The sequence below is a fragment of the Rothia mucilaginosa genome, from assembly GCF_964210535.1.
Classification (GTDB): domain Bacteria; phylum Actinomycetota; class Actinomycetes; order Actinomycetales; family Micrococcaceae; genus Rothia; species Rothia mucilaginosa_F.
Genome location: NZ_CAXOMR010000004.1, coordinates 48,389 through 61,166, shown reverse-complemented (window position 1 = coordinate 61,166; position 12,778 = coordinate 48,389). Strand labels below are relative to the sequence as shown.

Genomic DNA, 12,778 nt, shown 5'->3' with positions numbered 1-12,778 from the left:
GCGGATGCTTTCGCAAGCATCCGCCCCTTTCGGCGTTAGTCTCAAACTAGCCGAAGACTAGCCCTTCGCAACCTCACCGAAGTGAGCTGCAAGAGTACCCTCGTGAGCTGCACGCAGCTCATCCAGGTCAATAGAAACCTCATCCTGGAAGTCCAGAGCGTTCGACGCAGCATCCACCACACCAATACGTGCGAAGGGGAACTGGCGAGCGGTGCACATATCCTTGAAGCGCACCTCCTCAGAACGCGGAACCGAAACCACAACGCGGCCCAGGGACTCCGAGAACAGCAGGGTGAACAGGTCCAGACCGTCACGCTCAGCAACCTCACCCAGACCAATGCGGGCACCGGTGTTGAAACGCAGGCAAGCCTCCGACAGAGCAGCAGCCAGACCACCAGCAGACACGTCGTGTGCAGCATCAATCATGCCGTCACGAGACATGTTCACCAGCATGTCACCCAGCTGACGCTCCAGAGCCAGATCAACCTTCGGCGGCTGACCGCCCAGGTGACCCTTGAAACGAGCCCACTCGGAGCCGTCCAGCTCATCGCGAGTGGTACCCAGCAGGTAGATAGCCTGACCGTCATGCTCAGGAGCCCAACCCGAAGGGGTGCGGCGGGTGACGTCATCCATCACGCCCATCATCGCCACCACGGGGGTCGGGTTAATAGCTTTACCACCGGTCTGGTTGTACAGGGACACGTTACCGCCGGTCACCGGAACACCCAGCTCCATGCAGCCATCAGCCAGGCCGCGAACAGCCTCAGCGAACTGCCACATGACGTCCGGATCCTCGGGAGAACCGAAGTTCAGGCAGTCAGACACAGCCACGGGGCGTGCACCAACGGTCGCAACGTTACGGTACGCCTCAGCCAAGGACGCGCGAGCACCCTCGTACGGATCCAGGTAGGTGAAACGCGGGGAGGCGTCGGTCGCCAGAGCAACACCGAGGTTGGTGTTCTCGTCCACGCGCACCACGCCGCCGTCGTCCGGCATGGACAGGGCGGTGTTGCCCTGAACGTAGCGGTCGTACTGGTTGGTGATCCAGGACTTGGAGCACATGTTCGGGGACGCCATGAACGCCTTGATTGCCTCGCCCAGCTCCTTACCGCGCGGGCGGGAATTGTCGGCAGCCGAACCGGTGAAGTGGTTAGCCTGGACGTCATCCTGCCACTCGGGGCGTGCGTAAGGACGCTCGTAGGTCGGGCCGTCGTGCGCGACGGTGCGGGGGTCAACATCCACGATGACCTCGCCGTCCCACTCGATGACCAGGTGGCCAGAGTTGGTGACCTCACCGAGGAAGGAGTACTCCACGCCCCACTTGTTCATGATCGCTTCGAAGCGCTCCACGTTCTCGGGGGAGACAACAGCCATCATGCGTTCCTGAGACTCAGACATCAGAATCTCGCCCGGGGTCAGGGTGGGGTCACGCAACAGAACCTTGGTCAGGTCGACGTGCATGCCGCCCTCACCATTAGAAGCCAGCTCGCTGGTTGCGCAGGAAATACCCGCAGCGCCCAGGTCCTGAATACCCTCAACCACGGAGCCCTTGAACAGCTCCAGGCAGCACTCAATCAGAACCTTCTCAGCGAAGGGGTCGCCCACCTGAACGGCAGGACGCTTCGAGGGCTTGGTGTCATCGAAAGACTCGGACGCCAGCACCGACGCACCGCCGATACCGTCGCCACCGGTGCGTGCACCGAACAGAACAACCTTGTTGCCCACGCCCGATGCGTTCGCCAGGCGGATGTCCTCGTGGCGCATAATGCCCACAGCCAGTGCGTTGACCAGCGGGTTTGCCTGGTAGCAGGAATCGAACTCAACCTCGCCGCCGATGTTCGGCAGGCCCAGGGAGTTACCGTAACCACCAATACCGGCAACCACGCCGCCAATAACGCGGGCGGTGTCCGGGTGATTAATCGCGCCGAAACGCAGCGGATCCATCACAGCAATCGGGCGTGCACCCATGGAAATAATGTCACGCACAATACCGCCCACACCGGTCGCAGCACCCTGGTAGGGCTCCACGTACGAGGGGTGGTTGTGGGACTCAATCTTGAAGGTAACAGCCCAGCCGTCACCAATATCGGTCACACCGGCGTTCTCACCGATACCGACCATCAGGTCCTTCTTCATCTCATCGGTGACCTTCGCACCGAACTGCTTCAGATGAACCTTAGAAGACTTGTAGGAGCAGTGCTCGGACCACATGACCGAGTACATTGCCAGCTCAGCCGCGGTAGGACGGCGACCAAGAATCTCCTTAATATCCTCGAACTCGTTCTCCTTCAGACCCAGTTCAGCCCAGGGGAGTTCGGTGTCCGGGGTTGCCGCCGCGTGCTCGACGGTGTCGAGGTTAAACTGCTTTTCGCTCATAACTTCTTAGAATCCTTGTCGTGCGTTAGCGGGCGTTAATCAGGTTGGCAAGAACGGAGGTGAACACGCCGAGACCATCGGCGCCACCGCGCAGAGAAACCTCACCAAAACCGGAAGAGGAAGGACCGAAGCCGGGCTCCACAGCGTGCTCCGGGTGCGGCATCAGACCGACCACGTTACCGCGCTCATTGCTGATACCAGCAATGTCGTTACGGGAACCGTTCGGGTTGAAACCAACGTAGCGGAACACCACGCGGCCCTCAGCCTCCAGCGCTTCCAGAGTCTTCGGGTCAGCAACATACTGACCGTCCTGGTTCTTAAGAGGGACAACAATCTCCTGGCCAGCAGCGTAGTTGCTCGTCCAGGAGGTGGAGTTATTCTCAATGCGCAGAACCTGGTCACGGCAAATGAACTTGCGGTGATCGTTCTTAATCATCGAACCGGGCAGCAGGTGAGACTCAGTCAGAATCTGGAAACCATTGCAAATACCCAGAACAGGCAGGGGAGCGGAACCGGAGGTACCAACAGCGTTAGCGGCATCAATCACCGAACGCATCACGGGAGCCTTCGCAGCAATAGCGCCAGCACGCAGGTAGTCACCGTAGGAGAAACCGCCAGGAATAATGACGGCATCAACGTTCTTCAAATCAGCGTCGTCGTGCCACAGCTCAACGACGGTACCGCCAGCCAGACGGACAGCGCGCGCAGCGTCACGGTCATCCAGGGTGCCGGGGAAAGTCACCACGCCAACGCGTGCGTCAGCGAAAGCGGGGTTCGGGGAGTAGCTAGAGAAGTCGCCAACCAGGGGGACTTCAGTGGGTGCGAGGGACTCTGCCATAGGTATTAGTCCTCCAGAACCGAAACGTTCACAACGTCTTCGATGACGGGGTTCGAGAGCAACTCTTCAGCAGCCTTGCGGGCAGCCGCGAGGTGCTCCTCGGTTGCCTCACCCTCGACGGTCAGCTCGAAGCGCTTACCCTGGCGAACATCAACGAAGGAATCAACGCCGATACGGGGCAGCTCGTGAGAAATAGCCTTACCCTGCGGGTCAAGAATTTCGGGCTTGAGCATAACATCAACAACAATACGGGCCATGTGTGGGCACTCCTTGGGTGCGTGGGTTCTGTATGAGCCGTATCTCATCTTACCGTACTAACGACCGTAACGGGGGTATGTGTTCGGTTGGTGGATACCCTAAGAGGCTCGAATCACGTCTTTTACGCCTCGAGGGGTGGAAGATAGCGCTCGCACACCCGCAGCAGACGCTCACGCAGCTCAATCGAACGCTCCGACAGCTCACGCTGAATCCGCACGTACTCAGCCTTACCCTCGGTCGTCTCCACCGGAATCGGCTCATACCCCCAGTCACGAATATCGTAGGGGGCTGCGCGCATATCCAGTTCACGCGCATCCCACGCCAGGTCAAAACAATCCATGACCAGAGTCGAATCAACCAGCGGAAGCAGCTTGTACGCCCACTTGTACACGTCCATATTCGCGTGCAGGCACGCGGGCTGTTCCAGGACGCGCTGCGTCTCGCGGGTCGGCTGCAGCTCGTTCAACGGTGCCGCCTGCGGCATGAAGAAACGGAACGCATCAAAGTGCGAGCAGCGGATGCGGTGCTCCTCCACCACGCGGTCCGTGCCCTCCGCACCCAGGCGCAGCTGTAGGTAGTCGTGGCGAATATTGTTCTCCACCGACTTGTACGCCATCGCCCACTCGTGCATGCCGAAGCAACCGAACTGGCCCTTCTTTGCGGCCGTGTTACGCAGGATCTCGTGGGTGAAGGCGAGGGCGGTGGCGCGGCGCTCCACGAAGTCGGTGACGTCCACGGTGACGGCGGAGGCGGCATTCACCTGGGCGCGCGCAACCTGCAGGGAGCAACCAGCCTCAAGGAGTTCCTGCTCGGTTGCGGGCCGGTAAAAACGCCAGGAGGCGCGCTCGGGCGCATCCAGCAGGATGATGCCGGCTCCGGGGTGCCAGCGCTTAAACTGGCCGGGTTTGAGCGTGTAGTAGGTGAAGAGGAAGTCCTCCACGGGGTGCACTTCGTGGCGGGCGCGACGCTGCGCAAACGGGTCGGCGTAGCGGCCGGCACGCGCCTCATGGGCGGCCGCGGCGGCACGCCATTCGCGGGCATCCATCACCGGGGAAAATACAACACTACTCATGCTTCTAGCCTAAACGATGCTGTGACAAGGTAGTGGACGTAGCAATGTCTATCTAGTTACTAGAAGACCGGGCTTTAAACTCACGTTCATAATCGTCAAACTGTGGGCTATTAATCACTGCAGTCCGAAGATAACGGGCAAATTGACCCGCTCCTGCTCGTTCAAGTGCGCGAGGAATATCAGTCTCCGTGAATCCCTTAGAGTGAGCATAAGATTCCTGGGAAAGATAGACCTCGGCAAATAAGGAGGGATGAGCGTATTCGGTGAATTGCATCAGAAAATCATCCGCGCTGAGTGTCTCATAATTTTGAATATTCTGAGCTTCTTCCGTGGAAGCATAATCGAGCAGTTTGCGGTCATCGGTGACTAATGCGTGCATGCCGCCGTGTTGGGCGGCAGCATGCACATGAAGATCGTTTATATCGGGAAAGCCAGCAACTGGTTCAACAGGGAAACCTGCGATTAGGGACTTGCAGGATGTCAGGATTTGTTGTTTCCATTTCTCAATTTTTGCATCATGAATCATTGGGTCCTTTCGGCGTGTGTGGTATCCAAACTCATCCATGATTCCGGTGGATACGTATGGAGCGAAAAATCTGTAGTCACTCTCCTTTGTCAAAAGGAGAATCCAATCGCGAAGAGTCTTAGACATCAGAATGTTCGTATCCAGTAGGACAGATTCAGCATCTGATAATGTGCTCTCTTTTACCACGCAGGTCCTCCGATAATGTCGTTGAGATTGTTCTCTTCCTCAAATTTCCAAAGATCTTTGAGAGCTTGTTCCTTCTGAGCGATGGTCTTCTCCAAAAGGGTCTTGCGGAAAACTTCTGCGTCCCCGGTGCGGATGCGGAAATGGCTTCCTACTTTGAACGCGGGGAGCTCGCCGGAACGAATAGCCTTCATAAGGGTCGGGCGTGAGATGCCAATGCGACGAGCTGCCATAGTAGTGGTCAAGTACTGTGGGTTGGTCTGAATCTCGATGCGCTGGCCCTGTGCTAAAGCATGCAAAACCTGTTGAATAACTTGGCTAAGCGCATCACCGATTTCCTGGCTTTCATTCCCTGAAACGGTCAGAGTAACGGCAGTTTCGTTTGAGTCCCCGAGTAGCTTTTTTGCTTCGGTTTGGGCTTGATTAAGGGTTTCCTCCTGCAGGAGTTGGGTGTTGGGCATCTTTGTTCCTTCCTTGTATTACTGGATTGCATTTGGTGCTTAGCTCAAGTAAGTTAGAACCTCGCAAAATGTAGTCCAGTAGCTATAACTCTACCTTGTATCTGAAATAACTGTAAAGTGTTTCAGTTATTTCATTTGTAAACAGAAAAGGGGAGGGGCGGTGCTGAGAAAACCCAGCACCGCCCCTCCCGAAGCGTACAGCCCACAAACGAGCTAAACCCTAGCGGCCAGTACCACCGTAAACAGTAGCCTCGCCCTCAGCATCCAGACCGAACGCAGTGTGCACCGCGCGAACAGCCTCATCCAGCTTGCTCAGCTCAGTAATCACCGAAATACGAATCTCAGAAGTCGAAATCATGTCAATGTTCACGCCAGCGTTAGACAGGGCCTCAAAGAAAGTGAACGAAACACCCGTGTTAGTCTTCATGCCTGCGCCAACCAGCGACAGCTTACCAACCGACTCGTTGTAAATAACCTCCTGGAACCCCAGCTCCGCCTTAGCATCCTCCAGCGCCTTCAGCGCGGTGGGGCCCTGATCCTGATCCAGGGTGAAGGAAATATCGGTCACGCCGGGGCGGTCAGTCGGCACGTTCTGAACAATCATGTCCAGGTTAACCTTCGCCTCATTAATCAGACCGAACACCTTAGCTGCCGAACCGGGAACATCCGGAACACCAACAACAGTAATCTTTGCGCGGGTGCGATCATGCGCGACACCAGAAATCAGGGGCTGTTCCAAGGGAATCTCCTTCAGATGGGTGGGGGTCAGTTCCGCGGACTCCTCCGGGATCACAATGGTGCCTTCAAGGTTCGAGAACGAAGAACGCACGTGAAGCTTCAAATTAAAACGACGAGCATACTCAACACTGCGCAGGTGCAGAATCTTCGCACCGTTCGCCGCCATCTCCAGCATCTCTTCACTGGTGATGGTATCCAGCTTGTGCGCGGTCGGCACGATGCGCGGGTCGGCAGTGAAAACGCCGTCCACATCCGAGTAAATCTCGCACACATCAGCGTTCAGAGCAGCAGCCAGAGCAACAGCAGTCGTATCAGAACCGCCGCGGCCCAGAGTCGTAATATCGCCGCTCTGACGGTTCATACCCTGGAAACCGGCCACAATCGCAATATTTCCGGCCTCAATCGACTCACGGATACGCTCCGGGTTGACCTCCACCAGACGTGCAGAACCGTGCACGCCGTCGGTAATCATGCCAGCCTGAGAACCAGTGAAAGACTGGGCCTTAGCACCCAGGTCGTTAATAGCCATCGACAGGATGGCAGTTGAAATGCGTTCACCGGCGGTCAGCAGCATGTCCAGCTCACGGGAAGGAGTGACATTGCTGGTGACCTCTGCGGCAAGGTCGAGCAGCTCATCGGTGGTGTCACCCATAGCGGACACCACGACGACCACATCGTTACCTGCCTTCTGAGTGTCCACGACGCGGCGGGCAACGCGCTTTACGCCCTCCGCATCAGCTACGGAGGAACCGCCGAACTTTTGGACGATCAGGCTCATTGATATCTCCAGGTCAGTTACTTGTGTGCCACCGGCAGAGCGCCGGTTCCTCACCTATAGTAGACGGCGTTCAGTCCGCACGGCTAACTAAGCCCCCGTATGTATTGATTCGTGGAATATTACCGAATGTTACGCGGGTCGTGGCGGGCCCGGGAGCGCGAACCCTACCGCGCACGTACTAGTGGTGGAAGGCTAGGTCCACGGGTTCACGTAAGTCACGCCCGGCAGCGGCGGAACGTCCGGTTTCGGGGTGCGTAACGGGGCGTTCTGAATCGAGCGGATGCGCTCCTCGTAGTCGGCGCTGCGGAACACCTCGTGAGCCTCCTCGGGCTCTTCGGGGTTCTCGGAGGCAACGGAGCCCTGGGAAACGGTGGGGTCCTCGGGGCTTTCGGACGTCTCAGGGTTTTCGGGTGTTTCGGCGTTCTCCGCTGCGGGTTCCTTGGCGGCGGGTTCGCCCTCGGGGGCCTCAGCCTCGCCGTTTTCGGCGGCCGGAGCCTCCCCGCCGTCCTGCAGGACCCGTTCGATGAGCTGCTCATCTACCGTGGCCTGCACGCCGGCGGGCGCGGGAACCTCACCGGCGGGAGTACCCGGTGCCTCCAGGTCGTCGAACATGCTGGAGTTCCAGCGGCGGCGGCTCTGCTTCGCCTCCTCGGCACGCACCGCGGCGGCCTGCTCGCGCTCCTGTTCTTCCTCGCGGTTAGCCCGCTCAAAATCCTCGGCGGCGGTGTGAACCGCGGCGGTGCCCTCGCTGATCACGCGGCGACCCTCCAGCGCGCGACCCAGGGTGATTTCGTCGGCATACTCCAGATCGCCGCCCACCGGCAGGCCCGAGGCCAGGCGCGACAGGCGCACACCCAGCGGCACGAGCATGCGCGAGAGGTAGGTTGCGGTCGCCTCACCCTCAAGGTTCGGGTCCATCGCCAGAATAATCTCCTGGATGCGCTCATCCGCCAGGCGGGATACCAGCTCGCGGATGCGCAACTGCTCCGGGCCCACGCCCGCCAGCGGGTTAATGGCGCCGCCAAGTACGTGGTAGCGGCCGGTGAAGGAACGGGTGCGCTCAATCGCCACGACGTCCTTGGACTCCTCGACCACGCACAGCACCGACGGGTCGCGGCGCTCGTCGCGGCAGATGGGGCACAGCTTCGTCTCGGAGACGTTGCCGCACTCCTCGCAGAAGCTCACGCTGGTCTTCACCGTGGAAATCGCGTTGGCCAGGCGCGCCATATCGGCGGCGTCAGCGTTCAGGATGTGAAAAGCGATGCGCTGAGCCGACTTGGGGCCCACACCCGGCAGGCGGCCGAGCTCGTCAATAAGGTTTTGAACTGCTCCCTCGTACATGGCTTCTCCTTCAGATGCGGTGCGTTGCGCTGGTGTGTTGTGCTGGTGCGTTGCTCTTGGGTGACGTTATGAGTATGCACCCAACCCCTGACAGTTTAGGGGCGTTTCGCGTAGCGGGTAGGTGCTGGAATGAGTGCGCCCGCCATCGGTGCGATGGCGGGCGCGGCACCTGCCGGGTGTTAGATTCCCGGATTAGGGCTGGTGCAGGGGGCGTTCGTCAATGACGGTGCCACCAATAACTTTTTCGATAGCGCGCAGGCCGATGAAGGTGCTATTTTCGACCTTCTCATCATCCTCAGAGACGTAGTCCTCATCGGATGCGGCGCGTGCCGGACGAGCCGGTGCCGCCGGTGCGCTGGGAGTCGGCGCGTTAGGAGTCGGTGTGGCAGGTGCGTTAGAAGCCTGTGCTGCGGGCTTCTCATCGCTTGCCGGAGCAGTATCAGCCGGTGCTGCCTGCAGTGCCTCTGCCAACGGGCCTGCCGCCGCGAGGGGCCCCGCGGGGGCAACCGGAGCAGCGAGCGGGCCAGCCGGTGCTACAGGCTCAGCGGGGATTGCGGCCGCAGCGGGTGCCTCAACCGGTTCAGCGTAGGCGGGCTCATCCTCAAAAGGGGGCTCCTCCTCATACGGAGGTTCCTCCGCGTGAGGAGGCTCCTGTGCGAACGGGGGCTCCTGTGCACGCTGGGGTTCAGCAGCGCTCTCCTGCTGCGGAACTCCACTACCGGAGGCCGCAAAGGAATCACGCTCACCAAAACCACCCGCCGGAGCAGTCGGAACCTGCTGAGCTACCGGAGCAACCGGGGGCTCAGGCGCAAGCGGGCCAGCCGGGGCTTCCTGAACCGGTGCCTGCACTGCCGCCTGGGCAGCCTGCTGAGGTGCCTCCTCGGGGGCGCTCTGCGGAATCGGGGCAACCTCCCACGCACCCAGGGGCGCATCCACGCTCGTAGACTCGGGGGTGTTTGCGCCGGTCAGCGGCTGACCGTGGCGACGCCACGCATCCTCACCGCCGCGCGGACCATCAGCCAGAGGCGCCGGCTGAGCGGGCTGCGGGGGAGTCTGCTGAACGGGCTGCTGAGGCACCTGCGGGGCAACAGTCGCAGGAACTGCAGGCTGCGCTGTGGGCGCACTGGGCGCTGCGGGCTGAGCAGCAGGCTGAGCTGCGGGCTTGACCTGCTCACCGGGCTTCGCCACCTGAGCGTGAATGGTCACCTGACGGCGCAGAAACTCACTCACGCGGGCGGTCAGCTCGGGCACAAAGCCCTTGACCGCGCGCAAAGTCGCAATGTCGGCGCTCACGTACAGGGTTGCGCCGTCCATGCGGGCGGGGCGAACCTTCATCAGCTGCTCCGCCGCACCGGGAACGCTCATTCGGTTAAGAATGGCGCGCCAATTACCCTGAACCGCCGCCAGGGGATCGTTCGGGTCAAGCTTCAGAGGCGCGGAGGGGGCACCCGCCGCAGCGGCATCAGCTACAGAAGAAGCCGGGGCATGAGGCGCCGCCGGGGTGTTACCCGCTAGGGGAGCACCAGCCGCAGGTGCGGACTCCTGCGCGGTCGGTGCCAGAGGTGCAGCACTAAGGGGCGCACCTGCCAGCGGGGGAGCACCCGCGCTAGCCTGCTGAGAGCCGCCCCGCTGAGGGGCTACCTGCTGCGCGGGCTGAGCTGTCTCCTGAACCGGGGCGCTAGGAGCCTGTGCACTAGGTACCTGAGCTTCAGTAACCGGAGTCTTAGGTGCCTGGGTCTTAGGCATTAGACCAGCCGCCGCCATACCCGCCGCACGAGCCGCAGACATGCCGCCCTGCGCCGGGGCAGAACCAGCGGAACCCGAGGAACCAGCAGTACCAGAAGCCACGCGGCGCTCCAACACCTGCAGGCGAGAAGCCAACGCCGCAACCTCCGCGCCACCGACAGAACCCTCCACCGCAGGCAGAAGCAGACGCGCACACAGCAACTCCAGCTGAAGCTGCGGATTCGCCGCACCCGTCATACCATTCAGAGTCTCATTCGCCGTACCCGCAGCAACCGTCAGCTCACGCTCACCCAAAACCTGAGCCTGCTGAGCCAGACGCTCCAACTGATCCTGCGGAACACCCTGCAAAATCTGGCCGGCAGCCTGCGGAACAGCCTTCACCACAATCAAATCACGCAGACGCTCCAGCAGATCCTCCACAAAACGGCGAGGATCCTGACCGGTAGCCACCACACGAGACACCGCACCAAAGAGAGTCGGCGCATCCTTCGCACCCAACGCCTCAATAACCTCATCCAGAAGCTGCGCGTGGGTATAACCCAGCAGCGCCACCGCACGGTCATACTCAATACCGTTCTGCGAAGACGCACCAGCCATCAGCTGATCAAGAATCGACAGCGAATCACGCACCGAACCGCCACCAGCACGAATCACCAGCTGCAGCACACCCGGCTCAACCGGCACCTGCTCCTGCTCACACAGACCCTGCAGGAACGGCAGAAGAACCTCCGGCGGAACCAGACGGAACGGGTAATGGTGAGTACGCGAACGAATCGTACCCAGCACCTTATTCGGCTCCGTCGTCGCGAAGATAAACTTCACGTGCTCCGGCGGCTCCTCCACAATCTTCAGCAACGCATTGAAACCCTCACGGGTCACCATATGCGCCTCATCAATAATGAAGATCTTGTAACGGTCACGCACCGGCGCCAAAGTAGCGCGCTCACGCAGGTCACGGGCATGATCCACGCCGCCGTGGCTCGCCGCATCCATCTCAATCACGTCAAGAGAACCGCCACCATCACGCGAAAGCTCACGACACGAATCGCACACACCACACGGAGTAGGAGTCGGACCCTGCGCACAGTTCAAACAACGCGCCAAAATACGCGCCGACGTGGTCTTACCGCAACCACGCGGACCCGAAAACAGGTACGCGTGATTCACACGGTTCTTTTCCAAGGCGACCATAAGAGGTTCGGTCACGTGCTCCTGCCCGATAACCTCAGCAAAGGTTTCGGGGCGATAACGACGATAAAGGGCAGTGCTCACGGCAACCTCTTCAACTCGGGGGTGCGGATAGGACAATCCCTACCATTTTAGACGCTTTACCCCTCAGCCCGAGTGGCCGACAGTCACCGGTGAACACGCCACCGCACCGCCGCCGCCGTGACACCTACCATGGATGCTCACCCGGGTGGCATGTACGCCCACAGAAATACCGTGGACGCACCGAATTCCCAAGAACCCAAAAATCCGGTACACTGGTTCTTGCCTCTTACGTGGCGTTATCTTGGAAAACTCCCCCAGGACCGGAAGGTAGCAAGGGTATTCGAGCTATGACGGGTGCGTAGGAGGTCTTTTTTTACCCAAAATCGGCTACCTGATACTCGTGCACCCGTCATATGCACTGCGTGCCCGCTCCGCTGGCGCTCCGCGGCTTCGGATCCGGATTCCGCCTCTAGAGCTCGGCGGCTTCGACGCAGGATTTATTACCTCGCGCGCTCGGAATCCTGCGCCTCAGTTCGCGAGCTCAGAATCCGGATCCTCAGCGGTTGCGTAGGAGGTTTTTTCATGCCCAAAAACAGGGGCACAAGCATCCACAAATGTGCTTTCTGTTACTTTTCCCATCCAGGACTTGCGTGCTTCGCAAAAGCGTAGTAAAGTTTTATTCGTTGCCTGCGCAATGCGTAGAAAACATAGCTGGAGGATTCGCCTAGCGGCCTATGGCGCACGCCTGGAACGCGTGTTGGGTTAACAGCCCTCGGGGGTTCAAATCCCCCATCCTCCGCCACCGATCCCCGGTCTTAGATTCTAAGACCGGGGATTTTTTATACCCCTTGGTACTATTTCTTCAGAACCCCACGGTTACACGCGCCGCCGAGGCGCCCCACACCTGCAGAAAGCACCACCATGATCTTCAAAAAAGTAGGCGACAGCCGCCCCTACCCCCAACACGGCATGACCCACGCCGACTGGGGAGGAATCCCGCCGCAGCAGGTACGCCTCGACACCCTCATCACCACCCAAAAAACCCTCAACCTTGAGACCCTACTCGCCGAAGACTCCACCTTCTACGGTGACCTCTTCCCGCACGTGGTCAAATGGGGCGGCGAACTCTACCTCGAAGACGGCGTGCACCGCGCGCTACGTAACGCCCTGCACCGCCGCGCCGTCATGTACGCGCGTGTACTGGACCTGGACTCCATCTCACCGGCGCTACTGCCTGGCGCGTAAAAAC

General features: G+C 60.0%; 10 protein-coding genes, 1 tRNA gene and 1 other RNA gene. 3 read left to right on the top strand and 9 right to left on the bottom strand.

Going from position 1 to position 12,778, the window contains the following annotated elements; all coding sequences use genetic code 11:
• Nucleotides 1-57: 57 nt before the first annotated feature.
• The 9 genes from purL to AB8C10_RS02585 all read right to left on the bottom strand — a co-directional run bounded on the left by purL (nt 58) and on the right by AB8C10_RS02585 (nt 11,589).
• Nucleotides 58-2,376, bottom strand: a complete 2,319-nt coding sequence (gene purL, locus AB8C10_RS02625; RefSeq protein ID WP_368866748.1) for a phosphoribosylformylglycinamidine synthase subunit PurL — start codon at nt 2,374-2,376, stop codon at nt 58-60.
• Between the two features lie 25 nt (nt 2,377-2,401).
• Complete coding sequence (gene purQ, locus AB8C10_RS02620; protein WP_368866747.1) at nt 2,402-3,214, bottom strand: phosphoribosylformylglycinamidine synthase subunit PurQ; 813 nt, start codon at nt 3,212-3,214, stop codon at nt 2,402-2,404.
• A 5-nt stretch (nt 3,215-3,219) separates the two neighbouring features.
• Nucleotides 3,220-3,471 carry a phosphoribosylformylglycinamidine synthase subunit PurS gene (purS, locus tag AB8C10_RS02615; protein WP_005507194.1) on the bottom strand — a complete coding sequence of 84 codons (252 nt, stop codon included), beginning with the start codon at nt 3,469-3,471 and terminating at the stop codon, nt 3,220-3,222.
• Between the two features lie 122 nt (nt 3,472-3,593).
• Nucleotides 3,594-4,544, bottom strand: a complete 951-nt coding sequence (locus AB8C10_RS02610) for a 3-methyladenine DNA glycosylase (RefSeq protein WP_368866746.1) — start codon at nt 4,542-4,544, stop codon at nt 3,594-3,596.
• A gap of 52 nt (nt 4,545-4,596) precedes the next feature.
• Nucleotides 4,597-5,256 carry a PIN domain-containing protein gene (locus AB8C10_RS02605; protein ID WP_005507191.1) on the bottom strand — a complete coding sequence of 220 codons (660 nt, stop codon included), beginning with the start codon at nt 5,254-5,256 and terminating at the stop codon, nt 4,597-4,599.
• Entirely contained in the window at nt 5,250-5,714 is a 465-nt protein-coding gene (locus AB8C10_RS02600; RefSeq protein WP_070541855.1) for an excisionase family DNA-binding protein, read from the bottom strand. The genes AB8C10_RS02605 and AB8C10_RS02600 overlap by 7 nt, the downstream gene beginning before the upstream one ends.
• Before the next feature lie 220 nt (nt 5,715-5,934).
• Nucleotides 5,935-7,230, bottom strand: a complete 1,296-nt coding sequence (locus AB8C10_RS02595; protein WP_368866745.1) for an aspartate kinase — start codon at nt 7,228-7,230, stop codon at nt 5,935-5,937.
• A gap of 192 nt (nt 7,231-7,422) precedes the next feature.
• Nucleotides 7,423-8,571, bottom strand: a complete 1,149-nt coding sequence (recR, locus tag AB8C10_RS02590) for a recombination mediator RecR (RefSeq protein ID WP_368866744.1) — start codon at nt 8,569-8,571, stop codon at nt 7,423-7,425.
• Nucleotides 8,572-8,763: 192 nt separating this feature from the next.
• Complete coding sequence (locus AB8C10_RS02585) at nt 8,764-11,589, bottom strand: DNA polymerase III subunit gamma and tau (protein ID WP_368866743.1); 2,826 nt, start codon at nt 11,587-11,589, stop codon at nt 8,764-8,766.
• A gap of 217 nt (nt 11,590-11,806) precedes the next feature.
• Between AB8C10_RS02585 and ffs the strand changes: the two genes are divergently transcribed.
• The 3 genes from ffs (at nt 11,807) to AB8C10_RS02570 (ending at nt 12,774) form a co-directional block, all read left to right on the top strand.
• Nucleotides 11,807-11,903: signal recognition particle sRNA small type (gene ffs, locus AB8C10_RS02580), an RNA gene on the top strand.
• A 339-nt stretch (nt 11,904-12,242) separates the two neighbouring features.
• Nucleotides 12,243-12,331 (top strand) — tRNA-Ser (locus tag AB8C10_RS02575).
• 119 nt (nt 12,332-12,450) lie between these two features.
• Nucleotides 12,451-12,774, top strand: a complete 324-nt coding sequence (locus AB8C10_RS02570; RefSeq protein ID WP_005507186.1) for a type II toxin-antitoxin system VapB family antitoxin — start codon at nt 12,451-12,453, stop codon at nt 12,772-12,774.
• Nucleotides 12,775-12,778: the final 4 nt, after the last annotated feature.

What these genes read in the sequence shown, in the direction of transcription:
- purL (WP_368866748.1), bottom strand. Translation starts at nt 2,376, where the DNA reads ATGAGCGAAAAGCAGTTTAACCTCGACACCGTCGAGCACGCGGCGGCA.
- purQ (WP_368866747.1), bottom strand. Translation starts at nt 3,214, where the DNA reads ATGGCAGAGTCCCTCGCACCCACTGAAGTCCCCCTGGTTGGCGACTTC.
- purS (WP_005507194.1), bottom strand. Translation starts at nt 3,471, where the DNA reads ATGGCCCGTATTGTTGTTGATGTTATGCTCAAGCCCGAAATTCTTGAC.
- AB8C10_RS02610 (WP_368866746.1), bottom strand. Translation starts at nt 4,544, where the DNA reads ATGAGTAGTGTTGTATTTTCCCCGGTGATGGATGCCCGCGAATGGCGT.
- AB8C10_RS02600 (WP_070541855.1), bottom strand. Translation starts at nt 5,714, where the DNA reads ATGCCCAACACCCAACTCCTGCAGGAGGAAACCCTTAATCAAGCCCAA.
- AB8C10_RS02595 (WP_368866745.1), bottom strand. Translation starts at nt 7,230, where the DNA reads ATGAGCCTGATCGTCCAAAAGTTCGGCGGTTCCTCCGTAGCTGATGCG.
- recR (WP_368866744.1), bottom strand. Translation starts at nt 8,571, where the DNA reads ATGTACGAGGGAGCAGTTCAAAACCTTATTGACGAGCTCGGCCGCCTG.
- AB8C10_RS02570 (WP_005507186.1), top strand. Translation starts at nt 12,451, where the DNA reads ATGATCTTCAAAAAAGTAGGCGACAGCCGCCCCTACCCCCAACACGGC.